The sequence below is a fragment of the Gammaproteobacteria bacterium genome (genome assembly GCA_036381015.1).
In the GTDB taxonomy this organism is placed as follows: domain Bacteria; phylum Pseudomonadota; class Gammaproteobacteria; order Steroidobacterales; family Rariloculaceae; genus ZC4RG20.
Window position 1 is genome coordinate 1 of sequence record DASVDR010000048.1, and the last position, 25,619, is coordinate 25,619.

At 68.2% G+C, this 25,619-nt stretch carries 24 protein-coding genes; 17 read left to right on the top strand and 7 right to left on the bottom strand.

The genetic code is table 11. From position 1 onward, the window contains the following. Window positions 1-87: 87 nt before the first annotated feature. Entirely contained in the window at window positions 88-684 is a 597-nt protein-coding gene (locus tag VF329_15540; protein HEX7082421.1) for a PDZ domain-containing protein, read from the bottom strand. A gap of 104 nt (window positions 685-788) precedes the next feature. Between VF329_15540 and alkB the strand changes: the two genes are divergently transcribed. Beyond that, window positions 789-1,451: a DNA oxidative demethylase AlkB gene (alkB, locus tag VF329_15545; GenBank protein HEX7082422.1), complete on the top strand. Its 663-nt coding sequence runs from the start codon at window positions 789-791 to the stop codon at window positions 1,449-1,451. A 26-nt stretch (window positions 1,452-1,477) separates the two neighbouring features. Here alkB and VF329_15550 read toward each other — a convergent pair whose 3' ends face one another. After that, window positions 1,478-2,722, bottom strand: coding sequence for a PQQ-dependent sugar dehydrogenase (locus VF329_15550; GenBank protein ID HEX7082423.1), 1,245 nt, complete (start codon window positions 2,720-2,722; stop codon window positions 1,478-1,480). Between the two features lie 114 nt (window positions 2,723-2,836). Between VF329_15550 and VF329_15555 the strand changes: the two genes are divergently transcribed. The 8 genes from VF329_15555 (at window position 2,837) to VF329_15590 (ending at window position 9,218) form a co-directional block, all read left to right on the top strand. Continuing rightward, window positions 2,837-3,244: a DUF6152 family protein gene (locus tag VF329_15555; protein HEX7082424.1), complete on the top strand. Its 408-nt coding sequence runs from the start codon at window positions 2,837-2,839 to the stop codon at window positions 3,242-3,244. A gap of 33 nt (window positions 3,245-3,277) precedes the next feature. Continuing rightward, window positions 3,278-4,036, top strand: a complete 759-nt coding sequence (locus VF329_15560; GenBank protein HEX7082425.1) for a hypothetical protein — start codon at window positions 3,278-3,280, stop codon at window positions 4,034-4,036. A gap of 102 nt (window positions 4,037-4,138) precedes the next feature. After that, entirely contained in the window at window positions 4,139-5,155 is a 1,017-nt protein-coding gene (locus tag VF329_15565) for an LLM class flavin-dependent oxidoreductase (protein HEX7082426.1), read from the top strand. Next, on the top strand, window positions 5,148-5,999 hold the full coding sequence (locus VF329_15570; protein HEX7082427.1) for an aldo/keto reductase: 852 nt from the start codon (window positions 5,148-5,150) through the stop codon (window positions 5,997-5,999). Before VF329_15565 ends, VF329_15570 begins: the two co-directional genes overlap by 8 nt. A 73-nt stretch (window positions 6,000-6,072) precedes the next feature. Beyond that, window positions 6,073-7,320 carry an RNA polymerase sigma factor gene (locus VF329_15575; GenBank protein ID HEX7082428.1) on the top strand — a complete coding sequence of 416 codons (1,248 nt, stop codon included), beginning with the start codon at window positions 6,073-6,075 and terminating at the stop codon, window positions 7,318-7,320. 16 nt (window positions 7,321-7,336) lie between these two features. Further along, on the top strand, window positions 7,337-7,693 hold the full coding sequence (locus VF329_15580) for a YciI family protein (GenBank protein HEX7082429.1): 357 nt from the start codon (window positions 7,337-7,339) through the stop codon (window positions 7,691-7,693). A gap of 188 nt (window positions 7,694-7,881) precedes the next feature. Further along, complete coding sequence (djlA, locus tag VF329_15585; GenBank protein ID HEX7082430.1) at window positions 7,882-8,658, top strand: co-chaperone DjlA; 777 nt, start codon at window positions 7,882-7,884, stop codon at window positions 8,656-8,658. A gap of 20 nt (window positions 8,659-8,678) precedes the next feature. Then, window positions 8,679-9,218: a macro domain-containing protein gene (locus tag VF329_15590; GenBank protein HEX7082431.1), complete on the top strand. Its 540-nt coding sequence runs from the start codon at window positions 8,679-8,681 to the stop codon at window positions 9,216-9,218. A 46-nt stretch (window positions 9,219-9,264) separates the two neighbouring features. On the opposite strand, the gene VF329_15595 is transcribed toward VF329_15590, so the two are convergent. The 3 genes from VF329_15595 to sigJ all read right to left on the bottom strand — a co-directional run bounded on the left by VF329_15595 (window position 9,265) and on the right by sigJ (window position 12,772). Continuing rightward, a complete protein-coding gene (locus VF329_15595) occupies window positions 9,265-11,223 on the bottom strand; it encodes an oligopeptide transporter, OPT family (GenBank protein HEX7082432.1) in 1,959 nt (652 codons plus the stop codon). A 138-nt stretch (window positions 11,224-11,361) separates the two neighbouring features. After that, a complete protein-coding gene (locus VF329_15600) occupies window positions 11,362-11,835 on the bottom strand; it encodes a cupin domain-containing protein (protein HEX7082433.1) in 474 nt (157 codons plus the stop codon). A 43-nt stretch (window positions 11,836-11,878) separates the two neighbouring features. After that, complete coding sequence (sigJ, locus tag VF329_15605; protein ID HEX7082434.1) at window positions 11,879-12,772, bottom strand: RNA polymerase sigma factor SigJ; 894 nt, start codon at window positions 12,770-12,772, stop codon at window positions 11,879-11,881. Window positions 12,773-13,058: 286 nt separating this feature from the next. On the opposite strand from sigJ, the gene VF329_15610 reads away from it, so the two are divergent. The 8 genes from VF329_15610 to VF329_15645 all read left to right on the top strand — a co-directional run bounded on the left by VF329_15610 (window position 13,059) and on the right by VF329_15645 (window position 23,942). After that, window positions 13,059-13,517 (top strand): carboxymuconolactone decarboxylase family protein, encoded by a 459-nt coding sequence (locus tag VF329_15610; GenBank protein ID HEX7082435.1) that lies wholly within the window; start codon window positions 13,059-13,061, stop codon window positions 13,515-13,517. A 265-nt stretch (window positions 13,518-13,782) separates the two neighbouring features. Beyond that, the gene (locus VF329_15615) at window positions 13,783-15,030 is read left to right on the top strand and encodes a porin (protein ID HEX7082436.1); all 1,248 of its coding nucleotides are present in this window, start codon (window positions 13,783-13,785) and stop codon (window positions 15,028-15,030) included. Window positions 15,031-15,179: 149 nt separating this feature from the next. Next, the gene (locus VF329_15620) at window positions 15,180-15,500 is read left to right on the top strand and encodes a hypothetical protein (protein HEX7082437.1); all 321 of its coding nucleotides are present in this window, start codon (window positions 15,180-15,182) and stop codon (window positions 15,498-15,500) included. A gap of 157 nt (window positions 15,501-15,657) precedes the next feature. Then, a complete protein-coding gene (locus VF329_15625; protein HEX7082438.1) occupies window positions 15,658-17,466 on the top strand; it encodes a methanol/ethanol family PQQ-dependent dehydrogenase in 1,809 nt (602 codons plus the stop codon). A gap of 2 nt (window positions 17,467-17,468) precedes the next feature. Further along, a complete protein-coding gene (locus VF329_15630) occupies window positions 17,469-18,092 on the top strand; it encodes a cytochrome c (GenBank protein ID HEX7082439.1) in 624 nt (207 codons plus the stop codon). After that, on the top strand, window positions 18,089-19,885 hold the full coding sequence (locus VF329_15635) for a glutaminyl-peptide cyclotransferase (GenBank protein HEX7082440.1): 1,797 nt from the start codon (window positions 18,089-18,091) through the stop codon (window positions 19,883-19,885). Before VF329_15630 ends, VF329_15635 begins: the two co-directional genes overlap by 4 nt. A gap of 309 nt (window positions 19,886-20,194) precedes the next feature. Continuing rightward, window positions 20,195-22,030, top strand: a complete 1,836-nt coding sequence (locus VF329_15640; GenBank protein HEX7082441.1) for an ABC transporter ATP-binding protein — start codon at window positions 20,195-20,197, stop codon at window positions 22,028-22,030. Window positions 22,031-22,040: 10 nt separating this feature from the next. Further along, window positions 22,041-23,942 (top strand): ABC transporter ATP-binding protein, encoded by a 1,902-nt coding sequence (locus VF329_15645; protein HEX7082442.1) that lies wholly within the window; start codon window positions 22,041-22,043, stop codon window positions 23,940-23,942. 138 nt (window positions 23,943-24,080) lie between these two features. Here VF329_15645 and VF329_15650 read toward each other — a convergent pair whose 3' ends face one another. Then, window positions 24,081-24,719 (bottom strand): hypothetical protein, encoded by a 639-nt coding sequence (locus VF329_15650; GenBank protein ID HEX7082443.1) that lies wholly within the window; start codon window positions 24,717-24,719, stop codon window positions 24,081-24,083. Between the two features lie 362 nt (window positions 24,720-25,081). Continuing rightward, window positions 25,082-25,441 (bottom strand): DUF6491 family protein, encoded by a 360-nt coding sequence (locus VF329_15655; GenBank protein HEX7082444.1) that lies wholly within the window; start codon window positions 25,439-25,441, stop codon window positions 25,082-25,084. Window positions 25,442-25,619: the final 178 nt, after the last annotated feature.

Sequence of the window (25,619 nt, forward strand, 5' to 3'; positions counted from 1 at the left end):
GCCGCCCCGCCACCGATTCTCTAGAAATATAGAAAGACCCGAGCGAAGGCGACGGAGCGGTCCGGCGAGCGCGTTCGGTCGATCCCGTCACGGGCGGCCGAGCCGTTCTCGATCCTCCGGCCCGTCTTCCCCTGCCGGCTCCGGCGGGAGGCGCGACTCGAGCATCTGCCGCTGCCGGTCGCGCATGATCGTCAGGCGCAGCGTCTCGCCGGGCGCGTAGCTCGCGAGAATCTTCTTCGCGTGCTCCGGGGAGGTCGGCGTGCGGCCGCCGATGTCGAGAATCACGTCGCCATCGCGCAGCCCCAGCACGTCGTCGTCCGCCCGGACGACGAGCACGCCTTCGTCCGTGCCGAAGTATCGGCCGAGCTCGGGGCTCAGCGGCGCGAGCTCGAGCGAGGCCCACGGTTCGGCGCTCTGCCGCCTCTCGAGCTCGCGCAATTGCCGCCTCATGCCTTCGACGATCGGCTCCATCGCTTCGGCCGAGATCCGCGCGAGCTCGCGTGCGGCGGCCTCGAGGCTCTCGGCCGCCTCCTCGAGCTCCGTCTGGATTCGCTCGAGCTCGCGGTCGTCGTCCGGCGGCTCCTGCTGCGCGGCCGCGCTCGCCGCGAGCGCAAGCGCACCGACGCATGCGGCCGCCCGCTTCGCACGTCGGGCCCGTTGGCCGTCTGCCGACCGTTTCGCCATGACCCTCTCCTCTATACTGTTGCGTTCGATGCCGGACAGGCATTCCGTGCATTCGGTGCCGCGCTCAGTGCCGCACGTGTATTCCGATGCATTCGGTGCCAAACATGAACTCGCCGGAATTCGCCGACATGGTTTCGTCGATGCTCGCGGGCGAGGTGGAAACCTTGTCTCCCGGCGCCGTGGTGCTCCGCGGCTTCGCGGTGCCGCTCGCGGCCGCGCTCGGCGCGGCGATTGCACGTGTCGAGGAGGCCGCGCCGTTTCGGCATATGACGACGCCCGGGGGGTATCGGATGTCCGTCGCGATGACCAATTGCGGCGACCTCGGCTGGGTTTCCGATCCCAGCGGCTACCGATACGACGCACGTGATCCGCAAACGGGCGCACGCTGGCCGCCGATGCCGCCCGTGATCTCGCGCCTCGGCGCGGACGCTGCAGCCCGCGCCGGGTTCGCCGGCTTCGAGCCGGACGCGTGCCTGATCAACCGTTACGAGCCGGGCACGAAGCTCTCGCTGCACCAGGACAAGGACGAGCAGGACTTCGCGCACCCGATAGTGTCCGTGTCGCTCGGCGTCCCCGCAACCTTCCTGTTCGGAGGCTCGAAGCGCAAAGACCGGCCTGTGCGCGTGCCGCTCGCGCACGGCGACGTCGTCGTGTGGGGCGGGCCCGCCCGGCTGCGGTATCACGGCGTCGCGCCGCTCGAGGAGTCGCGTCACCCGTTCGCCGGCGCGCGCCGCATCAATCTGACGCTGCGCAGGGCCGGCGGCTGAGCGGGCTACGGATCCAGGCCGCTAACCTAATCGCTCGGCGAGATCCTGAGCAGCGCGCCGTCGTCCTCGTCGGTGATCACGTAAAGCAGCCCGTCCGGTCCCTGGCGCACGTCGCGAATCCGCTGATGAAGCGGCGTGAGCAGCGATTCGCGGCGCAGCTCCTCGAAGCGCTCGTTGAGCACGACGCGCTCGAGGCCGCCGGTGCGCGGGATCTCTCCGCGCCGGGCGCTGCCGACGAAGAGATTGCCTTTCCACGCGGGAAAGCGGTCGCCGGTGTAGAACGCGAGGCCCGTCGGCGCGACTGACGGAATCCAAAGGAGCGTCGGCTGCTCGATGCCGTCGACGACCGGCAGCGCCGAGATTCGCGGGCCGTCGTAATTGCGGCCGAAGCTGTAGCTCGGCCACCCGTAGTTTCTTCCGGGCAGGATCCGATTCACCTCGTCGCCGCCGTTCGGCCCGTGCTCGGCGGCGAACACCGCCCCCGACTCGTGCACGGTCAGACCGAGCTGGTCGCGGTGACCGTAGGAGTAGATTTCGGGCCGCGCGCCGTCGCGGCCGACGAACGGGTTGTCCTCCGGAATGCCGCCGTCGGAGCGCAGCCTCAGCACCTTCCCGTACACGTTGTCGAGCCGCTGCGCAGCGTCGTCGAACGGTGCACCGGTCGTGACGAAGACGGTGTCGTTCGGCCCGAACGCGATGCGCGAGCCGCCGCCGCCTTCGTGGTAGCCGCCGACGAAGATCTCCTCGACCTCGCCGAGCCGCTCGCCGTCGAATCGCGCGCGGGCAAGCACGATCGCCGTCGCCGGTCTCGCCGGCGGGCCGCCGCTCGCGCCGGCAGGCCCCGGCCGGTTGTACGTGAAGTAGACGAGCCGATTGGCTGCGAAGTCGGGATGCACGGCCACGTCTTGCAGGCCGGCGCCGCGCACGTCGGAAGGCTCGGGCGCGCCCGCGATCGGCGCGGGCTCGAGCACCGCCTCGCCGCGGGCCTCCGTCGCATTCTTGACGAGTCGCAGCGCCCGGCCGCGCTCCGAGACGAGCGCATCGCCGTTCGGCAGGAATGCGAGAGCGAACGGGTGTGCGAGCCCGCGAACGACGACGTCGACACGAATCTCATGCTGCTCGGCCGTATCGAAGACGTACGGCCCGTCGCCGAGCGGAACCGCTGCGATCCCTACATCCGCCTGCTGCGCTCCGGCCGGCGCCATGACGGCGAGCAACGCGGGCAGGACGAGGCACGGGCGTCGGATCGCTCGTATCGCGTGGAAGATCATGCAGCCCCCCGGAAAACGCCGATCGAAGTCAGGCATTTAACGGCAGGCGGAATTGACACGTCAATCGCGGCGGGCTAGCTTGACGAAGTCGTTCCTGCTTCCGGTTTCGCACCCATGTCGCACATCATCCGCCGCGCCCTGCCTGGAGGGCTCGCACTCGCCGTCCTCGCTGCGGCGCCGGCTTTCGCGCATCACGGCACGGCCGCGTCCTATGTTCAGGACCGATGGATCACGGTCAGCGGAGTGGTGACCGAGTTCCGCTGGCGCAATCCCCACTGCTCGCTCTTCCTCGACGTCACCGACGAGTCCGGCAAGGTCGTGAGCTATGCGATCGAGCTCGCGAGCCCCGGACTGATGGTGCGCCGCAACGGATGGAGGCGCGACACCTTCGAACCGGGCGACGAGGTCGTGTTCAAGGTGCATCCGTCGAGAACCGGCGCGCCGGTCGGGGAGTGTCTCTTCGGCTGCGAGGTCCTGATCAACGGCGAGAAAGCGCCCACGCTCGAGGACGCGGCCGAGTAGCACGTCCCAGGCCTGCCTCCGGAGGAATCACCGATGCCGAGATGCATCAGCCCGCTCGTCGCCGCCGCCGGCCTCGCCATGCTCCTCCCGATTCCGGCTTCTGCCGACGGGGATCTGAGCGGCGTCTGGCTCCACCGCTCGGACAGCCGCGGCAACCCCGTGACCCAGTGGAGCGCCGATGAGCTGCCGTTCTCGCCGGCTGGGCAGGAGCGCTTCGATTCGAACAAGCCGGGCAAGGGGCCGCGGCAAGGTCCGCCGGCACTCGGCAACGATCCGATCGGCGGTGCGAATCCGCCGGGGCTCTATCGAACGCTCGTCTACAACCGCCCGTTCGAGTTCATTCAGACGCCGCAGAAGATCGTGCAGCTTTTCGAGTGGGCGAAGGTGTGGCGGGTCATCTGGACCGACGGCCGCGAAGTGCCGGAGGACGTGGCCGCGGGGCCTTATTGGTACGGCTACTCGGTCGGGAAGTGGGAGGGCGATACTCTGGTCGTGCAGACGGTCGGCCTCGACGGCAGGGCGTGGCTCGACGAGTGGGGCACGCCGTTCAGCGACAATGCTCGGATCGAGGAGCGGTGGCGCCGCGTGGACGAGGACGCCCTCGAGCTGACCATCACTGTGCACGATCCGGACTCGTACAGCGAGCCGTGGACGAGCGATCCGCAGACATACCGGCTTCAGCCGAAAGGATCGCCGAACGGCGAGCTCTTGGAGGTCATCTTCGCGCCGATCGACGAGCAGATCTTCAACGAGCGCATCCGCGATCCGGCCGCCGCCGGTCCGGAGCCGTAGGCGCTCTCCGCCGCATCCGGCCGCGCTCCCGTCGCGGCCGTTCGCGGCCGCGGTGAGTCGACCCGTACGGCGGCGAAGGTGAAGCTTCGGGCGAGCAACGGAATGGCGGACCTCTCGGTGCTCGACCTCGCATTCGTGCCGGCGGGTGCGACGCCCGCCGATGCGTTGCGCAACACGCTCGATCTCGCGCGCCATGTCGAGCGGTGGGGGTATCGCCGCTTCTGGCTCGCGGAGCATCACAACATGGTCGGCATCGCGAGCGCGGCCACCGCCGTCGTGATCGGATACGTCGCGGGCGGCACCGAGTCGATCCGCGTCGGCGCCGGCGGGATCATGTTGCCGAATCACGCGCCGCTCGTGATCGCCGAGCAGTTCGGCACGCTCGAGTCGCTCTACCCCGGGCGCATCGATCTCGGCCTCGGCCGGGCGCCGGGGACGGATCAGCGAACCGTGCGGGCGCTGCGCCGCGACCCGTCGAGCGCCGACACGTTTCCCGAGGACGTCGTCGAGCTGATGAGGCTCTTCGACAAGCCGCAGCCGGGGCAGGCGGTGCAGGCCGTGCCGGGCGCCGGGCTCGACGTGCCGATCTGGATCCTCGGGTCGAGCCTTTTCGGCGCGCAGCTCGCGGCGGCGCTCGGGCTGCCGTATGCATTCGCGTCGCATTTCGCTCCCGACGCGCTGATGGAGGCGCTGGCGCTCTATCGTGCGCGCTTCACGCCTTCCGCTCGGCTCGACCGCCCGTACGTGATGGTCGGGGCGAACGTGATCGCGGCCGAGACGGACGCGGCCGCGCGCAAGCTTTTCACGTCGGCGCAGCAGAGCTTCGCGAACCTGCTCCGCGGCACTCGCGGGCAGCTCCCTCCGCCGATCGACGACATCGAGGCCTACTGGACGCCGCTCGAGAGGGCGCAGGCCTCGCGGATGCTCGCGTGCTCCTTCGTCGGTTCCCGCGCGACCGTGCGCGACGGGTTGCGCCGATTCATCGACGAGACCGGCGCGGACGAGGTCATCGTTGCGGCCGCGATCTACGATCACACCGCGCGCTTGCGATCGTACGAGATCCTGGCCGAGGTCCAGGCCGATCTCCGCGGCGCCGACGGCGGACGCGCCGATGGATGACACGCGTTTCGTCACGTCCGCGGCGGGCGTGCGCAGCCCGCGAATCCTCTACGGCACCGCTTGGAAGAAGGAGCGGACGCAGCAGCTCGTCGAGCAGGCGCTCGCGCTCGGCTTCCGCGGCGTCGATACCGCCGGCCAGCCGAAGCACTACGACGAGGCGGCCGTCGGGCGCGCTCTCGCGGCCGCCTTCGCCGCGGGCCTCGCCCGGGACGAGCTCTACGTGCAGACGAAGTTCACCCCGCTGCCGGGCCACGACCCCGCACGCATTCCGTACGATCCTGCCGCGCCGGCCGCGGAGCAGGTGCGGCAGTCCTTCGAGTCGTCGTTGCGCAACCTCGGCACGAGCGTCGTCGACGGCTTGATCCTTCACTCGCCCATCGCCGACCCACGCGAGCTCGCGGAGGTCTGGGACGCGATGGAGCGGATCGTCGACGCGGGCGGCGCCCGCCAGATCGGCATCAGCAATTGCTACGCCGTCGAGTATCTGACACGCCTCCATCGCGCGGCGCGAGTGAAGCCCGCGATCGTGCAGAACCGCTTCTACGCCGCCACGCGTTACGACGGCGCGATCCGCCGGTTCTGCAACGCGCACGGCATCGTCTACCAGAGCTTCTGGACGCTGACGGCGAACCCGGACCTCCTCGCGGCTCCGGAGATCCGGAGCGCCGCGGTCCGGCATCGGCGCACTCCGGCTCAGGTTCTGTTTCGTTTCCTGACGCAGGAGGGCGTGGTCCCGCTCACCGGAACGACGAGCGAGCGGCACATGCGGGAGGACCTCGAGATCTTCGAGTTCGCGCTGTCCGACGGCGAGCGCGATGCGATCCGCGCACGGATCGAGCCGTGACGGCCGGCGTTCGCGCCGTGCGCGGCGGAGCGTTGTCGATTTCCGCGGGTCTCGTTCGACCAGGGGCATGAGCATGCGGGAAGGCGAAGCGGCACGTCGGGTCGTGGAGGAGGTCTACCGGTCCGAGTCGCGGCGCGTGCTCGCGACGCTGATCCGCGTGCTCGGCGATTTCGATCTCGCCGAGGAGGCTTTGCACGACGCGTTTCGGGCCGCGATCGAGCAGTGGCCGCGCGAAGGCGTGCCGGAGAATCCCCGCGCATGGCTCGTTTCCGCGGGCCGGTTCAAGGCGATCGACGGGCTGCGGCGGCGCGCGCGGTTCGACGCGTCCCAGATCGAAATCGCGGAGCGCCTTCACGGCGGCACGGAGGAAATCTCGATGCCCGAGACCGAGGGCCTCGAGGACGACCGCCTGCGGTTGATCTTTACCTGCTGCCATCCGGCGTTGCCCGCGGAGGCACAGGTCGCGCTGACGCTGCGCGAGGTCTGCGATCTCACGACGGAGGAGATCGCACACGCGTTCCTGACGTCGCCCGCCACGCTCGCTCAACGCATCGTCCGGGCAAAGAACAAGATCCGTACGGCGCGCATCCCGTACGAGGTGCCGGCGCGCGAGTCGCTCCCGGAGCGGCTCGACAGCGTGCTGCGCGTCGTCTATCTCGTATTCAACGAAGGGTACGCGGCGTCCGCCGGCGCGTCGCTGACGCGGCACGATCTTTCCGCCGAAGCGATTCGGCTCGGCCGCCTGCTGGTCGAGCTTCTTCCCGAGCCCGAAGCCGTCGGCTTGCTCGCGCTGATGCTGCTCCAGGAATCGCGCCGCACGGCACGCACGACCGAGAGCGGCGAGCTGATCCTTCTCGACGAGCAGGACCGCTCGTTGTGGGACCGGCAGCTCATCGACGAAGGCCTGGCCTTGGTGAAACGCGCGCTCGCGTCGCGGCGGTTCGGGCCGTACACGCTCCAGGCGGCGATCGCCGCCGTGCATGCGAATGCGCCCGATTCCGCGTCGACCGACTGGGCGGAGATCGTCGGGCTCTACGAAGTGCTGCTGAGCGTCGAGCCGTCGCCCGTCGTCGAGCTGAACCGCGCCGTGGCCGTTGCGATGCGCGACGGGCCCGAGGCCGGCCTCCGGCTCGTCGACGAGCTTCTCGCCCGCGGCGCGCTCGAGGACTACCACCTCGCGCACTCGGCGCGGGCCGATTTCTGCCGCCGGCTCGGGCGAATCGACGAGGCGCGCCGGGCGTACCGGCGTGCCCTTGAGCTCACGCGCCTCGAGCCCGAGCGGCGCTTCCTCGAGCGGCGGCTCGCGGCGCTCGACGAATGACTCTCCGGAGGAAGCCATGAAGTACCTGTGCCTCGTCTACTACGCGGAGTCCGAGGCGGACGCGATGACGCAGAGCGAATGGCACTCGCTCGTCGGAGAATGTCTCGACTGCGCCGAGGGCTTGCGGCAAAGCGGACGCCTGATCGCCGGCGAGGCGCTGCAGCCGGTCCATACCGCGACGACCGTCCGCGTCCGCGGCGGCAAGGCATTGATCACCGACGGTCCGTTCGCCGAGACGAAGGAGCAGCTGGCCGGGTTCTATCTGATCCAGGCGGAGGATCTCGACGAAGCGATCAGATCCGCAGCCGAGATCCCGCCTGCGCGATTCGGGAGCATCGAGATCCGGCCGATCAGGGAGCTCGTCCCGACGTAAGCGTCCTGCGTCGCTCATGCCCGTCGCGAAACGCGTGACGAGGCGGCGGGCGCGCAGCCGCCCTCGCGGCCGCTGCCTGCCCGACCGCGTCGTCGAGCTCGCTCCCCCGGCTTGATCCCGCTCGCGGCGCCGGGCAGGATGTCACGGCCTTGTTTCTCGCCTGACGCTTACCCCGCCTGCATTTCACCATGTCGCCGATCCTGATTTGCGCCGTCATCGGTCTGCTCGTCGGAGGCTTTCGCGGCCTCGTGATCGGCGCGGTGATCGGCTGGCTGATCAGCTCGGTTACCCGCCACGCGCTGCAGCAGGGCCTCACCGTCGACCAGGCCCGCTTTCTCGACGCCACGTTCGCCGTGATGGGCGCCCTCAGCAAGGCGGACCGGGTCGTCACGCGCGACGAGATCCGGGCGGCGGAGAGCCTTTTCGTCCGCCTGCGGCTGTCGCCCGAGCAGCGCGAGGCCGCAAAGGCCGCGTTCAACCGGGGCAAGGCTCCGGGCTTCGACCTCGACGCCGAGGTCGCAGGCGTCCGCGCAGCCGCGCGCGGGCGGCCGTACCTGCTCCGACTGTTCCTGCAGGTGCAGTTGATGGCCGTCGCCGCGGACGGCGCGTTGCATCCGGACGAGCACCGCATGCTCGTGCGCGTCGCCCGCGGCCTCGGCATGACCGAAAGGGACGTCGCGCAGCTCGAGGCGCTGCTCAGGGCCGCCGCCGGCGGACCGTCCGCGGGCCCCGGCGCGCCGCCGCCTCGGGCGCGGCTCGACGACGCCTATGCGGCGCTCGGCTTGACCCCGAGCGCGAGCGTCGCCGAGATCAAGCGGGCCTATCGCCGGCTGGTGAGCCAGAACCATCCGGACAAGCTCGCCGGAAGAGGGCTGCCCGAGAGCATGCGCGTACTGGCGGAGGAGAAGACGCGCGAGATCAACGCGGCGTACGATTTGATCAAGGAGGCGCGCGGCTTCGTCTGAGCCGCGAACGGAGATCGAGAATGGGCGAGCGCTCGATCGAAGGCGTGAAGGTGGAATGGGTGCGCGGCAACATCGCGGCCCAGCCGGACATGGCGGCGATCGTGAACGCGGCGAATGCGCAGCTGCGCCCCGGCGGCGGCGTCGCCGGCGCGATTCACCGCGCTGCGGGGCCCGGGCTAGACAAGGAGTGCCGGCCGCTCGCGCCGATCCGCCCCGGCGAGGCCGTGATCACCGGCGCACACGCGCTGCCGAACCGCCACGTCATCCATTGCCTCGGCCCCGTGTACGGCCGTGACGAGCCGGCCGACGAGCTGCTCGCGTCGTGCTATCGCAATGCTTTGGCACTTGCCGAGCAGCACGGGCTCGCGTCGATCGCGTTCCCGGCGATCTCGACCGGCGCATTCGGCTATCCGCTCGAGCCCGCGACGCGGATCGCCCTCGAGACCGTGCGCGAGAGTCTGCCGCGGCTGCGCAACGTCACTCACATCCGCTTCGTGCTGTTCAGCGAGGAGGATCTGCGCGCGTACGATCGCGCGGCTGACGCCGCGTTCCCGAGCTGACGCCGTGCGATCCACGCGAGGCACGGGCACGCGCTCGGGGCGCGGCTCAGCGCGGCGCGCCCTTCACGTCGTTGACGGCATCGGCACGCGTGCCGGTTCGATAGAGCAGCCACGCGATCGCCGCAAGCACGGCGAGCCCGACCCACTGCCCGAGCCGCCACGGTTCCGGTAGGGCGAGGACGTCGCCGCGCTGACTGAGCACGATCGGCACCGCGATCGCGATGCCCATCAGCGCCTCCCCGGTGATGAGCCCGGCGGAGAACAGTGTGCCCGGCCGATGAATCCGGTCGCGCTCCGCGCCGTCGCCCGAGACATCGTGCCGGCGCTCGACGAGCCAGGACAGCAGCCCGCCGAGGAAGATCGGCACCATCAGCTCGAGCGGCAGGTAGATGCCGATCGCGGCTGCCAGCACCGGCACGCGGAAGCTCGCCCCGCGCGCCTTGAGCACCTCGTCGAGCACGATGACGGCGAGCCCGACACCGACTCCGATGGCGATCATGACCCAGGGCAACTCCCCGCCGAACAGGCCGTTCGCCACCGACGCCATCAGCGTGGCCTGCGGTGCGGCGAGCGAGTTCGGCTTCTCCGGCGTCGGCGGGCCGATGCCGTATGCCGCATCCAGCAGATTCAGCATCGGCGCCATGATGAACGCGCAGGAGAGCGCACCGATGCCGAGCATCAGCTGTTGCTTCCACGGCGTCGCGCCGACGAGGTAGCCCGCCTTGAGATCCTGGAGGTTGTCGCCGCCGACCGCCGCCGCGCAGCACACGACGGCGCCGATCATGATCGCCGCGACGGCGCCGATCGACGAGTCGCGCCCGAGCAGGAGCACGAGCACGAGCGATGCGAAGAGTATCGTCGCGATCGTGATGCCGGAAACCGGATTGTTCGACGAGCCGACGAGGCCGGCCAGATACGCCGACACCGACACGAAGAGGAAGCCTGCGAGGATCATGATCACCGTCATCGGGAGGCTCACCGTCCACTGTCCGACGATCGCCTGGTAGAGCCCGCCGAGCGGCAGCACGAACAGCACGAGCGCCACGAGCATCCACTTCATCGGCAAGTCGCGCTCCGTCGCCGCGATAGAGTGCGCCGCGCCCCTGCGCGCCGCAGCGAGCCCGCTTTTGATGCCGGATACCAGCGACTTGCGCAGCGATATCAGCGTCCACACGCCGCCGATCAGCATTGCGCCGACGCCGAGATAGCGGATCTTCGCGCTCCAGATCGCGAACGCCGCGTCGGTGGCGGTTTGCCCGGCGATCTGGGCAGCGAGGGCCGGATCGGTGTCGAGAAAGAACGCGTTGAAGAGGGGAATCGCGACGTGCCATGACAGGATCGAGCCCGACACCACGACGATGCCGACGTTGATGCCGACGATGTAGCCGACGCCGAGCAGCGCGGGCGACAGGTTCGTGCCGAGGTAGGCGATGCCGCGGCCACCGGCAAAGTAGCTCGACAAAGCCCAGCTGTCGGGAATCATCCGCAGGCCGCTCGCCGCGCCCAGCTTGACGACCGCTCCGATCGCGCCTGCCAGCGCGAGAATGCGCAGCCCCGGCCCGGGATTGTCACCCGCCCTCAGCACCTCGGCCGCGGCCTTGCCTTCCGGAAACGGCAACGGATTCTCGACGATCATCGTGCGCCGGAGCGGCACGGAGAACAGGACTCCGAGCAGACCGCCGAGCCCTGCGATCGCGAGCACCCATGAATAGCGGAAGTCGTCCCAGTACCCGAGGATCACGAGCGCCGGCATCGTGAAGATGACGCCGGCCGCGATCGACGAGCCCGCGGACGCCCCCGTCTGCACGATGTTGTTCTCGAGTATGGTGCCGCCGCCGAGCACCCGGAGCACGCCCATCGAGACGACCGCGGCCGGTATCGCGGTGGCGACGGTCAGCCCGGCGAAGAGCCCCAGATACGCGTTCGCGGCGGCCAGGACGACGGCGAGCACGATCGCCAGGATCACGGCGCGCGCCGACATTTGCCTCATGGCGGTATCGCTCATCGATGGTCCCCGATTGTTGTTCTGCTTCGCCCACCGGGAGAGCGACCGCGGCGAGGCAGCCGGCAACGAGTTTGGCGAAGGCGGGGACCCTTTGTCCAATGTTCGGCCGCGGCGCGCCGGGCGGCCGATGCGGCAGCGCTACTGCGCGGGCAGCGTGACCGGCGCGCCCCGGTCCTTCACGAGAAACACCAATATCTTCGCCGGCGCGGTGTCGCTCGCATTCCGCGAGACGGTGTGAATGTCCGTCGGCGACTCGTAGAAGGTTTGCCCCTCAGTGAGCGTGACCTCCTCGCCGCCGGCCACTTGCATGACGACCGAGCCCTCCAGAACGTAGACGAAAGTGTTGGCGTTGTGGCGATGAGGGGGCGACGAGACACCCGGCGCATATTCGACCGTCAACATCAAGCCCTCCTTACCGTCGATGCCGCCCAAGGGCTTCGTGAGCAGCGGCGTCACCGCGGCCTCGGGCGCCTGCGTCGACGGGGCGGCCGGGTCCGCCGCGGTTTCGGAGCTCCGGCCCGGCGACTGCGCGTCGGCGCCGGTGGTGAAGAGCAAGCTCGACGCGAGTGCCGCGACGAGAGCGCCCGAACGATACGATGGCAGCGGTGACATGATGCTCCTCCTCGTCCGATGGGTCTCGCTGCGCCGCCGCAAGTCATGCGAGCGACGACAGCGCCGAGAGCGTGACGAAAGACTTCAGCTTGTCGGGATTCGCGATCGTGTAATAGGTATGGATGCGCTCGCCGTCGGTCTCGATCGTCGACACCGAGTGCAACCGGCCGTCCAGCAGCAGCGCGAGGGCGGGCTCTCCGTTGACGCGGACGATTCGGCGGGTGGTATTCCGCGCGCCGCGGCGCCGCGCCACGGCGAACCACAGCCACGAGATGCGCTCGGCGCCTTGCACCGGTCGTATCAGGGCCACGGCCTTGCCTCCGCCGTCGGAGATCATCCTCGCATCGGGCGCCAGCACGTTCATGATCGCCTCGCGGTTGCCGCTGTTCGCGGCGGCGATGAACCTCTCGAGCATGCGGATGCGCGTCTCGTCGTCGACGACGAAGCGCCGGCGCCGCGCGGTGATCCGCTCGCGGGCGCGCCGCACCATTTGCCGGCATGCCGCTTCCGACTTGCCGAGCACCTCGGCGATGTCGGCGTAGTCCTCGTCGAGGATGTCGTGCAGCACGAATGCCGCGCGCTCCTGCTCCGATAACGCTTCGAGCATCACGAGGAACGCAATCGAGACATCGCTTTCGAGCTCGGCTGCCTCCTCCGGCGAGCGCTCGTCGGCTTCGGAAAGCGGCTCCGGAAGCCACGGGCCGAAGTAGGCCTCGCGCTCGACGCGCGCGTGGCGCAAGCGGTCGATCGACAGCCGGGTGACGACGGTGGTGAGCCACGCGTGCGGGGACCTCACCTCGGCGGTGTCGCTCGAGCGCCAGCGCAGATACGCATCCTGCAGGACGTCCTCGGCGTCGGCCTTGCTGCTCAGCATACGATAGGCGAGACCGAACAGCCGCGCGCGCTCGTCAGCGAAGATCCGGGTTCGTTCGTCCACTCTCGTCTCCTTGTCCCCCACGAAGACGGATCATCCGCTCCGTTTGTGACACCCGTGGGCTCGCGCGACAAAGCGTCGGGAATTAGAGGCGAGGGCGAGCTCGAAGTTCGAAGCACGAGGCTCGTGTTTCGGAGGCTGCTGCCGGCTCGAACGCGCCGCCGGTCGGGCGCCGGGCCGTCCGCCGCGGCGCGCTGTCACGGAAAGGGCAACAGACGCGTCTTGCGAATTGAAGGCTCGCCGGATCTCCGGCAGCGCAATCGTGAACCTTCTTATATGGAGCCAGGACATGAAAGCACGCCTCGACTTGCAGAGCGCATCGCCCGCCGCGATCAAGACCATGACCGATATCGAAGCTTATCTTCGGAAATGCGGCTTGGAGCATTCCCTCCTTCATCTGATCAAGATGCGGGCGTCACAGATCAACGGCTGCGCCTACTGCCTCGACATGCATTCCAAGGACGCGCGCGCCGAAGGCGAGACGGAGCAGCGGCTCTACGCGCTCGATGCCTGGCGTGAGACGCCGTTCTACTCGGAGCGCGAGCGCGCGGCGCTCGCGTGGACCGAGGCGCTGACGCTGATCGCAGAGACGCATGCTCCCGACGACGTGTACGAAGCGGCGCGGGCACAGTTCTCCGAGCGAGAGCTCATGGATCTGACGCTCGCGATCGTTGCGATCAACGGCTGGAACCGGCTGGCCATCGGCTTCCGCGCGGTGCCGGGTACTTATCAGCCGCCGCCGCGGTGAGTGCGCCGGGGGCCGCCCCGCGGACAGGTGCCGCGGCTCGCGCGGCCCGCCCGTCATGCGAAATTTGTTTTTCGTTCTCGATTTCCAATATGTTCGAGTGATTCCGAATCCGGAGACACTCGTAGACGGCACCGCGCCGGCCCTGCGCGGATGCGGTCCGACTGGCATAGGCCTTGCATCTTTCGTTGCTGTACCGAGTTCTTCGCGCCGCTTGGGCGCGTGCCCGGGGGATTGCCGTTCCGCCGCTTAACGAGGGGGGCCGCCAATGGCGCCTGTACAGCGGAAGAAGGGATCAGGGTCTCGGTGCGCAACGGAAGGTGCACTTGCCGCGGCGATTACCGCGATCGGTTTCAGCGGGCCGGCCGCCGGGTTCGACGTGGCGGCCGGAGATTGGAATCTCACCGTCAGCGGTAACGTCAACGTCCATTACATCCTCGCGGACTGCGAGGAGGAGACCACGCCGGGAGTTGACGGCGGGCTCGCATGCCGGGGCAGCGCCGGCGAGGAGCGTACGTCCTCGATCAGCAACGGCCTGTTGCCGGCGGCGCTCGCGATCGGCGCGTCGACGACGCAGGACGATTACGACCTGAGCTTTACCTTCGGGCTCTTCCCCGGCATCAGCACGAACGACGGCAGCCCGAACCTGCAGCAAGGAGCGGACCTGCTGAACACGGCGCTCGGGACGACCGCGCTCGACATCCGGCAAGTGTTCATGACCTTCGGTAACGACAGGATCGGCACTTTCAAGCTGGGCCGCGATATCGGCCTCTTCGGCGCGGATGCGATTCTCAACGACATGACGATACCGGGCGTCGGCGGCATTAACGGCAACAACGCGGCACCGGCGAACACGGCGCTCGGCTCGATCGGCTTGGGGTACATCTACGCGGACTGGATCGGGCAGATCAGCTACACGACCCGTGACTTCAACGGCCTGAGCCTGACTATCGGCATATTCGATCCTCTCGAGCCGATCGTCGAGGGGGCTCCGACGCCTGAAGGCAGTCCCGGTTTCCAAGGAAAGGTTTCCTATACGCGGGAACCCTTCTATTTCTCCGCGACGTTCATCAGGCAGGAGCACGAAGGGGCGACGGATGTTGCCGATTTCGACAGCCTGGGCTTCGACGTGGGCGGAAAGGTGACCTTCGGCGACGCCGAGTTTCTCTTGTGGTACTACACCGGCGAAGGAATAGGGACGACCGCGCTGTTTCTGCTCGGGGATACGGGGGCGGGAGGCGAGCGCGACTCCGACGGATTCCTCGCGCAGCTCACGTACACGCTGGGCGACACCAAGCTCGGCGTGAATTACGGGCGGAGCGACCTCGATCTCGCCGCGGGCGAGCTGCCGTCGGCCCTCGTCAAGCGGAACGAGAAATTCACCCTCGGAGCCTATCACTCGCTGACGGCCAACCTCACGCTGCTCGCCGAGCTGACGCGCGTGCAGTCCGAGGCGCATAACGGAGTCGAAAACGAGAGCACGAATTTCAATATCGGGGCGTTTTTGTCGTTTTGACGATACGCCCGGCGGGACCGCGGCGAAAAGGGGCGCGCCGCGGGGGGCGGCCTGCCGCTTGTGCTTCTGTTACGCCCCGGGAAGCTGATAAAATGATTATGTCAAAAGCACTCTGCGGGGCGCTGTTTGCGATGCTGCCGAGTCTTGCTTTGGCCAATGACTTTCCCACCCAGGCCCGAGTGGAGTTCGTGCTCGGCTGCATGAACGAGCAGGGCGGGCAGAGCTACGACACGCTTTATCCCTGCGTCTGCCTGATCGATCGGATCGCCGCCGCGATGAGCTACGAGGAGTTCGCCGAGGCGCAGGTGTTCGCGCAACTTCGTTCGACCGCGGGCGAGCGGGGCGGCGTATTCCGTGACCCCGAGCAAGCGCAGGTGCTGACGGAAAAGCTCGAAGCGGCCACGGAGCAGGGCGAAGCCGCTTGCTTCGTGGGCGAGGGGGAGTCGGCGCCGTCGACACAGGGCCCGTAGGCCGCGTGTCGATGTCCCGCTTCCTTGCCGGCACGAGCGAACGAACGTGCCGGCTTCGGGTGAGAGCTTTGATTTGTCGTTGAACCTCCCGATGAAGACGTAAGGATCCGAGAAGCAGAAGCAGACGATCGACAAATATCAGGTTGAGGAGAGGGGCATGACCACTAAGCGCTTTTTGTTGTCGCTGGCAGTGGTGTTTCCGTGGTGCGCGGCGGCCAACGATGACGTCCAGGATCTGATCGAGGATGACAACAACTGGGCGATTTGGGGCGGCGATTACGCCGGTACGCGATACAGCACTCTCGATCAGATCAATCGCGAGAACGTCGGGGATCTTCAGGTGGCGTGGACGTTCTCGACCGGGGTGCTGCGGGGCCACGAAGGCGGCCCGCTGGTCGTCGGCGACACGCTCTATATACACACGCCTTTTCCGAACAAGGTGTATTCGATCAACTTGGCGGATCACTCGATCAATTGGGCCTATTCGCCGACGCAAAGCGAAGACACGATCCCGGTGATGTGCTGCGACACGGTGAATCGCGGTCTCGCGTACGCCGAAGGCAAGATTTTCCTGCAGCAGGCCGACACGTGGCTGGTCGCGCTCGATGCCGAGAGCGGCGAAGTGATCTGGCGCGCGCGCAACGGCGATCCGGCGCGAGGTGAGACGAATACGAACGCGCCGCTGGTCGTGAAGGACAAGGTGATCACGGGGATCAGCGGCGGCGAGTACGGGGTGCGCGGCTTCGTCGTCGCCTACGACATCGAGACCGGGGAGGAAGTCTGGAAGGCCTATAGCGTCGGCCCCGACGAAGAGCTGCTGGTCGACCCGGAGCGCACGACCCATCTCGGCGAGCCGATCGGGGAGAACTCGAGCCTGAGCACCTGGGAAGGTGATCAGTGGCAGCTCGGCGGCGGCACGACGTGGGGCTGGTTCACCTATGACCCGGAGCTCGATCTGCTCTACTACGGCTCGGGCAACCCGGGCACGTGGAATCCGGTGGCGCGCCCCGGCGATAACCGTTGGAGCATGACGATTTTTGCGCGCGACCCGGATACGGGGATGGCCCGCTGGGTCTACCAGATGACGCCGCATGACGAGTGGGACTACGACGGCGTCAACGAGAACATCCTGGCAGACCTCGAGATGGACGGCGAGATGCGCAGGGTGCTCGTGCACTTCGATCGCAACGGGTTCGCTTACACGCTCGACCGCGAGACCGGTGAGCTGCTGGTCGCAGAGAAATACGACCCGGTGGTGAACTGGGCGACGCACGTGGATATGGAGTCGGGCCGCCCGCAGGTGGTGCCGGAGTACAGCACCCATCAAGGCGGGGAGGACTTCAACACTGAGAACATCTGCCCGGCGGCGCTCGGCACGAAGGACCAGCAACCGGCGGCGTTCTCGCCGCGCACCAATCTGTTCTACGTGCCGACCAACCACGTGTGCATGGACTACGAGCCCTACGAGGTCGAGTACGTGGCCGGCCAGCCGTACGTGGGCGCCGTGCTGACGATGTACCCGGCGGGGAACGTGACCGGCGACGGCAGCACGAACCTCGGCAATTTCATCGCCTGGGACGCGACCGAGGGCGAGATCGTTTGGTCCATTCCGGAGCCGTTCTCGGTGTGGAGCGGGGCTCTGGCCACGGCCGGCGACGTGGTGTTCTACGGCACGCTGGAAGGGTATCTGAAAGCGGTGGATGCGATGACGGGTGAGGAGCTCTATCGCTTCAAGACGCCGTCCGGAATCATCGGCAACGTCAACACGTGGGTGCACGACGGCAAGCAGTACATCGGCGTGCTGTCGGGTATCGGCGGCTGGGCGGGGATCGGCATGGCCGCCGGGCTCGAAGGCGCCACGGAAGGCTTGGGCGCCGTGGGTGCCTATAAAGGCCTCTCCCGTTATACGCAGCTCGGCGGCGTGCTCACCGTCTTCGCGCTCCCGGACGAGCAGGGGGATCGGTAGCCGTGCGCGTTCACGGAGGCTCGACTGCGCGCCTCCGCGGAGGCCCGACCGCGCGGCTCGTCGCCGCGGCAATGCTCGCGGCGACGAGCGGCGGCCTTGCGCAGGAAACCGCTCCCGGCGTGCCAGAGCCTGCTCCCGGCCAACCGGCGCCTGCTCCCGGCGCACAGCCCGATCCCGGCGCGGAAGCGCCTCCGGACGCGCGGGAATCCCCTCCCGAACAGCAGTCTCCCCCCGCCGGCGCGCAGGCTGCCGAGCCCGAGGCCGACCGGCCCTACACCGTCGAGTGCGGCCCGGATCCGGAGGAAGGCGGCAACGTTTGCTTCGTCGATCGCAACACCTACGTCGGGTGGCGGACTTTTCACTCCGTCTGTCACACCTGCCATGCACAGGACGCGGTCGGCAGCTCGTTCGCGCCGAATCTGCTGGAACGGATGCGAGTGATCGACAAGGCCGAGTTTCTGAAAGCGCTGGATCAAGGCTTCACGGGTCAAGTAGGCGTCATGCCGGCGTGGGGCGCGAACCCGAACGTCAACAAATATTACGAAGAGCTATGGTCATACTTACGTGCACGAGCGGACGGCGCGTTGCCGCCGGGCCGCCCCAAGCGAATGCGCGGCTCTCAGTGAAAGGGCTTTGCGCCGCGGCGGTGATCGCGGTGGCGTTCGTCGCGGCGAGTCCCGTCAATGCCCAGCCCGTTTGGGACAAGCTCGCGGTCTGCGCCGACCCGAACAACCTTCCGTTCTCGAACCGAGCTCGAGAAGGCTTCGAGAACCGGCTGGCGGAGATCTGGGCGCGCGAGCTCGGGCTCGAGGTCGAATATACTTGGTTTCCTCATCGACGAGGCTTCGAGCGTCACACGCTGACGGCGCAGGACCCGATCACCGGCGAGTACGCGTGCGACGTGATCATCGGCGTGCCGCAGGGGTACGACCTGGCGATGACGACGCGGCCGTACTATCGCTCCACCTATGCGCTCGTCTATGTGGCCGATCAGGGGCTCGACGTCACTAGCGGCGAAGAGCTCTTGAATCTCCCGCCGGCGACGCGGGATGCGTTGCGAATCGGCGTGTTCACGCCCGGGCCCGCGGCCAAGTGGCTTGCCTTGCACGGCATGTACCGGCAGATGGTCGCGTATCCCTCGCTCCAAGGCGACCCGGACGTGTATCCGGGGCTGATCATCGAGAACGAGCTGCTCTCGGGCAACCTCGATGCCGCGATTCTGTGGGGGCCGGTTGCAGGCTATTTCGCCGCGCGCGCCGCGCCCCGCGCCGTGACCGTTGTTCCGCTGCACTCGGAGCCCGGTGTGCAGTTCGATTTTCCGATCTCGGCCGGAGTGCGCTTCGGCGAGCGTGACTCTCGCGCTCTGCTCGAGAGCGTGATGGCGCGCACGGCGGACGAGACGGAGGCGCTTCTTGCCGAATATCACATCCCGCGGGTCGAGGGGATGCCGGACGAGCTGGTCTACGTCACGAACGAGGACGCGGGCACGATTAGCATCATCTCGACCGCGTCGCAAAGGGTCGTCGGCGAAGTGGAGGTAGGGACGCGGCCGCGGGGCGTGGAGGTCAATGCTGCCGGCGACCGCGTCTACGTCGCCCTGTCGGGCTCGCCGAAGTGTCCGCCGACGATGCCCGAGGAGCAATGCGAGCAGCTCGAGGCGGACAAGACCAAGGACGGCATCGGCGTCGTCGATGCGCGCACCCAGGAGCTGATCCGCGTGCTGCCGGGCGGCTCCGATCCCGAGGAATTCGACGTCGACGCCGCCGAGAGCCGGCTCTACGTGTCCAACGAGGACGCGGGGCGGTTGTCGGTCGTGGATCTCGAAACCGGCAACGTCGTGCGCACGGTCGAAGTGGGCGCCGAGCCGGAAGGCGTTCGCTTGAGCCCCGACGGCAACGCCGTCTACGTGACGAGCGAAAGCGACCACGCGGTGACGGTCGTCGACACGGCCACCGGAGAGGTGCGAGCCTCCATTCCGGTGGGCTGGCGCCCGCGAGACTCGATCTTCACCGCCGACGGCACCCGGGCGTACGTCTCGTCGGAGCACGGCAGCAGCGTGGCCGTCGTGGATGTCGCGACGAGCCGGGTGCTCGAGACGATCGCGCTCCCGCCGGGCTCGCTGCCGATGGGCCTTGCGCTTTCTCCCGACGAGCGCCGTCTCTACGTCGCCAACGGCAGGGCGGGGACGGTCTCGGTCGTCGACCTCGAGACGTCCGAAGTCGTGACTCAAGTGCAAGTGGGGGCTCGTCCCTGGGGCATCGGCCTCACCTCGGACGGCAAGCTGCTTTACACGGCCAACGGCCCCTCGAACGACGTTTCCGTCATCGACACCGAATCGTTGAACGTCGTCGCGACGATTCGGGTAGGCGACACGCCGTGGGGGATCGCCGTCGCTCCGGCGCCGAGGCGGTTGGAGTAGCTTCCGAAGGCGAACGGTCCTCCGGCCGTTCCACGCGTCGCTCGAGCTTCCGCAGCGCGGCAAAGCGCGCGGAGGCTCGCGGCCGATTGCCTTTCCTCCGCGAAGGAGTAGAATCTCCGCCCCTTTCCCACGTACTCCCACGGAGTCGGCGATGCACGGCATCACCCTCATAAAGCCAGAACAGCGGTGAGCGCGTCCTGATTCCGTCTTGAGCCGGGCGCCCGCTCGCCGAGCGACGCGAGCGGTTTCCGTCCGAGGCGACATCGTGATTCCGGGACCGCTCTGCCTTCGGAGCCGGGAATGGAAGCGATGACGTCGATACGACACGATAGCCTTTGGTCCGTGACGCGCGGCCGGCGCGCGCGCTACTTGGGCGCGATCGTCGCGATGGCGCTTTCGAACGTCTTCATGTTCGGCGCCCCGCTCGCGGCGAAATACGCGATCGACGTCGTCGTCGAGCGCGATCTCCGCGCGGCGGAGACTTGGGCGGCTCCGGCGCTGCGCGCGCTCGGCGGCGAAGATCCGTTCACCGCGTATCTCTGGCTTTCGGCGCTCGCGATTCTGCTGCTCACGGCTGCCGGCGGTGCCTTTCACTACCTGCGCGGGCGGCTCTCGGCGACCGCATCGGAGTCGATCGCCCGGACGCTGCGCGAAGCGCTGTACGCGCGGCTGCACCACCTCCGGGCGGATTTCTACGACGAAGCGGACACGGGCGACCTCGTGCAGCGCTGCAGCTCGGACGTCGAGACGCTGCGCGTCTTTCTCTCGGTCGACGTCGTCGAGATCGGCCGGGCAGTGCTGCTCGTGCTGAGCGTGGCGCCGATTCTGTTGTGGCTCGATCCGGGCCTCGCCGCGGTATCGCTTGCGCTGATGCCGCTGCTGACGGTGTCCGCGTTCGTCTTCTTCAACAAGGTGAAGCGCGCCTTCGAGGTCACGGACGCGGCGGAAGGCGAGATGACCGCGGTCCTGCAGGAGAACCTCACGGGCATCCGCGTCGTGCGCGCCTTCGCGCGCCAGGACTTCGAGATCGAGAAGTTCGCGCGCAAAAACGCCGCGTTCCGCGATCACAACCGGCGGCTCATCGAGCTGATGGGCATCTACTGGGCGGCGGCCGAGCTCTTCGCGCTGACCCAGGTCGGGCTCGTGCTGTTCGCCGGCGCCTTCTGGATCGCCGACGGACGCATCACCGTCGGCACGCTGTTCGCGTTCCTGACCTACGAGGCGATGATCATCTGGCCGGTGCGGCAGCTCGGCCGCGTGCTGACCGACGCCGGGAAAGCCGTCGTGTCCCTGAAGCGCGTCAACGAGATCCTGACGGCTCCCGAGGAGACGCGCGATCCCGCCCGCGAAGGCGAGCGCGCCGACGGCGAGATCCGCTTCGAGCACGTCACCTTCGGCTACGACGCTTCGCGGCCCGTCATCGAGGATCTGAGCGTGCACATACGGGCCGGCGAGACGCTCGCGATCGTCGGCGCTCCGGGGGCCGGCAAGTCGACCCTGATCCGCCTGCTGCTGCGGCTCTACGAGCCGCAGCGCGGCCGCATCTCGATCGACGGGCGCGACATCCGGACCGCGAGCCGGCAATGGCTGCGCCGCCAGATCGGCGTCGTGCCGCAAGATCCCTTTCTTTACTCGCGGACCGTCGAGGCGAATCTCCGCGTCGGCCGCTCGGACGCCCGGCACGATCAGCTCGAGCGGGCGGCGCGCGACGCTTCCATTCACGATTCGATCGTGGCCTTCGCGGAAGGCTATCGAACGCTCGTCGGCGAGCGCGGCGCGACGCTGTCGGGCGGCCAGCGCCAGCGACTTGCGCTCGCGCGCGCGCTCTTGAAGGACCCGGCCGTGCTGATCCTCGACGATTCGCTGTCCGCCGTCGACACCGGCACCGAAAGCCGCATCCTCGGGGCGCTGCGCCGCCGGAAGGGCCGCCACACGACGATCTTGATCGCGCATCGCTTGTCCTCCGTCATGCACGCGGACCGGATCATGGTCCTCGAGCGCGGGCGCTGCGTGCAGCTCGGCGACCACGCAACGCTGTCGCGCGTCGCCGGGCCCTACAAGCGGCTCTGCGAGATTCAAAGCGATCTCGATGCGGAGATTCGCGACGAGCTCGGCGTCGGCGCCTTCGCGGAGGAGCGGAACTGAGACTGGAACCATGTACGAGGATCACTACGACGACGGGCTCAACGAGCTCGAGCTCGAGGCGCACGCTCGCTTCGGCCTTTGGCGCAAGCTCTTTCGCTACGCGCTGCGATACCGGGCGGACCTGTGGCGGCTCAGCTTCTTCGCGATCTTCACGGCGTGCATGGAGGTCGCGTTTCCGCTCATCACGAAGGCGGTCGTCGACGAGGTCGCGGCGCAGGGCGGAAACGCGCGCTTCCTGCCGTACGCGGCCGCCTACGTCGGCTGCACGCTGATCCTCGCAGGCTCGGTCGGGGCGTTCATCTGGGCCGGCGGCAAGATCCGCACCCATGTGAGCCACGACATCCGGCAAAGCGCGTTCGAGAACGTGCAGAGGCTGTCGTTCGATTTCTTCGATCATCGACCCGTCGGCTGGCTGATGGCGCGCATGACCTCCGACTGCGATCGCCTCGCGAACATCTTGACCTGGGCATTCCTCGACACCGTCTGGGGCGTCACGATGATGCTCGGTATCGCCGTCGCGATGCTCGTGATGAACGTCAAGCTCGCGCTCATCGTGCTCGCGATCATGCCCGTGCTCGCGTGGGTCAGCGGCAAGTTTCAGAAGCGGATCCTGAAGAGCGCGCGCGACGTGCGGCGCACGAACTCGCGCATCACGGCGGCCTACAACGAGGGCATCATGGGCGTGCTCACGAGCAAGGCGTTCGTGCGCGAGGAGCAGAACATCGCCGAGTTCCGCGAGCTCACGGGCCGCATGTACGACAGCTCGGTGCTGAACCTCACGCAAGCGGCCGTCTACGTGCCGATCGTGCTCACGCTCGCGAGCCTCGCGACCGGCTTGACGCTCGCGGTCGGGGGCATCGATCTGGTCGCCGGCGCGATGAGCGCGGGCACACTGGTCGCGTTCATGGCATATGCGCGCACGTTCTTCGATCCCGTGGAGCAGCTCGGCAAATGGTTCGCCGAGATTCAGATGGCGCAGGCGTCGGCCGAACGGATCTTGGGCCTGATCGACGCGGTGCCGACGATCAAGGACTCGGACGACGTTCTCGAGGCGATCGGGAGACGCGCGACTGGACGCGCGAGCAGCGCCGCGGACACCGGTCGCGCCCGCATCGAGCGCATCGAGCTGCGTGACGTCACGTTCGCTTACGACCGGCGGCGCCTCGTGCTCCGGGGCGTCACGCTCAGCGCCGCGCGCGGCGAGACGATCGCGATCGTCGGCCCGACCGGCGGCGGCAAGAGCACGCTCGTGAATCTAATCTGCCGCTTCTACGAGCCGACATCGGGCGAGGTGCTGATCGACGGCATCGATTACCGGCGGCTCAGCCTCGCGTGGCTTCAGTCGAACATCGGCATGGTTCTGCAGAATGCTCACGTGTTCAGCGGATCGATTCTCGAGAACATTCGCTACGGCCGGCTCGACGCCACGGACGAAGAAGTCATCGCGGCCGCGAAGCTCGCCGGCGCGCACGATCTCATCGTCGAATTGGAGCAAGGCTACGGCGCCGAAGCGGGCGAGGGCGGGAGCCGTCTCTCCGCCGGACAGAAGCAGCTCATCTCGTTCGCGCGCGCGATCCTGGCCGATCCGCAGATCCTCGTCATGGACGAGGCGACCTCGTCCGTCGATACCGAGACCGAGCGGCGCATCCAGCAGGGGCTCGCGCGCGTGCTCGCGGGGCGCATCGCGTTCGTGATCGCGCACCGGCTTTCGACGATTCGCAACGCGACGCGGATCGTCGTCGTCGAGGATGGGCGCATCACCGAGAGCGGCACGCACGCCGAGCTCATGGCCCGCCGCGGCCACTACTTCGAGCTGTATCGGCAACAAAGCCTGCGCGAGCGGGCGCGGCTCATCGGCACCGCCGCGGCGCGGCCGCTTTTTCCCGAGCAGAGCCCGGCGGCGGGGGCTTGACCGAGCGACGGCACGCGTCGGGCGAATCGATTTCGCCCGGCGCGGCGGCAATGCAGTGCCTGCGGTCTAGCGCCAGCGGCGCGGTGCGTGCGGTCCAGCGCCAGCGGCGCGCCGCGCGGCAAGGGAGCGCGTGGAGTCTCACTCTAGCGGCGGCACGCGGCGCCCTGCGGCCGCGATCGCCGCGGCTGCGGCGAGCTTGTGCTTGGCCTGCCAAGGCGGCCCGATCGATCGACCCATCGCACGCAGGAACGCATCGACGTCGTCGCCGCCGAGCGCCGCCGCCGCATCGCGGAACACGCGCTCGCGGTCGTACCAGTGCACGGCCCAGCCGCGCGTCTCGGCGGCCTCCGCGAGGGCCTCGCGATACATGACGGTGTCTGCGACTGTCTGCGCGCGGTTGTCGGCGATCCGCTCCTCGATCGTCGGCGGAAGCTTCGGGCACACGCGGATCGCGATTCCGGCGATCGGCACGGGCACCGCCGCGGCGAGCGTATCGAGGCTCTCGCGAGCGCCGCGCGCGGCCGACGCGCGCACGCGCTCGACCAGCGCCACGGCGTCGGCGAGCGAGATCGGCCGCGCCCATGGGCTGTTCAGGTAGCGGCCCACCGCCCAAGACCCTTGGTGGTGGTGCGGGTGCGTCGGAAGACCGGGATCGGTGAGGTCGACGCGACGTCGATCGAGAAGCTCGCCACCGGTCGCGACCGTGACGAGCACGGCCGAGTTACCGTGCTCGGCGACACCCACGATCGCGGTTCGCTGCGTTCGTCCATTCCCCACGTCGTTCTCCCGCAGCCCTTGCGCCTCTGCCTGCCGGCGAGCCGTATGGATGGTGTCACCGAGACGAGGACACCAGCCTGCCATCTCGCGCGTCGGCTCGAAAGCGGCCCGACGCGGATGGCGGGCGATGCCGTGCCCGTTAGGCGGGCGGGTCGCTTCCTTGGAAAAAATTCGAGAAGAAATATGAAAAATATTCTCTAAATTATTGTGATAAAAACATTACGGCGCCGTACGAACCTCGTCGACGGCCTCACGCCCGCGCCGATCCCGATTGGGCGCGTCTCCGACACGTCTTTCACCGACCACGGCGGCCGGGGCCCCCGGTCAAGCGTGCCGAGCGCTGCGAGCACCGCCCCGAACGCTTACTCCTCGTCGTCCTGCGGCGCTTCGCCTTCCGGCGGCGACGCCCGCTCGAACGTGCGGAACCAGCACTGCTCGCCATCGACGAGGATCGAGCCGTAGCGGTCCAAGCTGCCGTTCGGCTCCGTCACGAACGCGATCGCCGTCGCGAACCGAAGGGCGGGGCACGGGGACCAGAACGTCGCGCGGTACCAGTCACGATTCGCGCTTTGGACGTAGAGCGCCTCGGCGCCGTCGGCTTGCCAGTCGCGGATGTTGCCGATGTCCGCGAAATGGATCACCGCGCGCCCTTCCTGCGCGAGCAGCCCGCCGGCCGCGAGCGCGAGCGTGACTCCGCCGGCAAGCGATATCGCCCGCTTCATGGTCACCTCCGCGAGATGAGCACCATGGGGTCATCGTCGCGCGCGCCGGTACCGGCATCAAGCGGCGCAGTTACGGAGTCGTGTCGCACCGAATGCACGAAATGCAATCGAGCCGGTACCGGGCACCGAACGCACGGAATGCACGTCCGGCACTCCGCCGAACGCGCGCGCCCCGGTG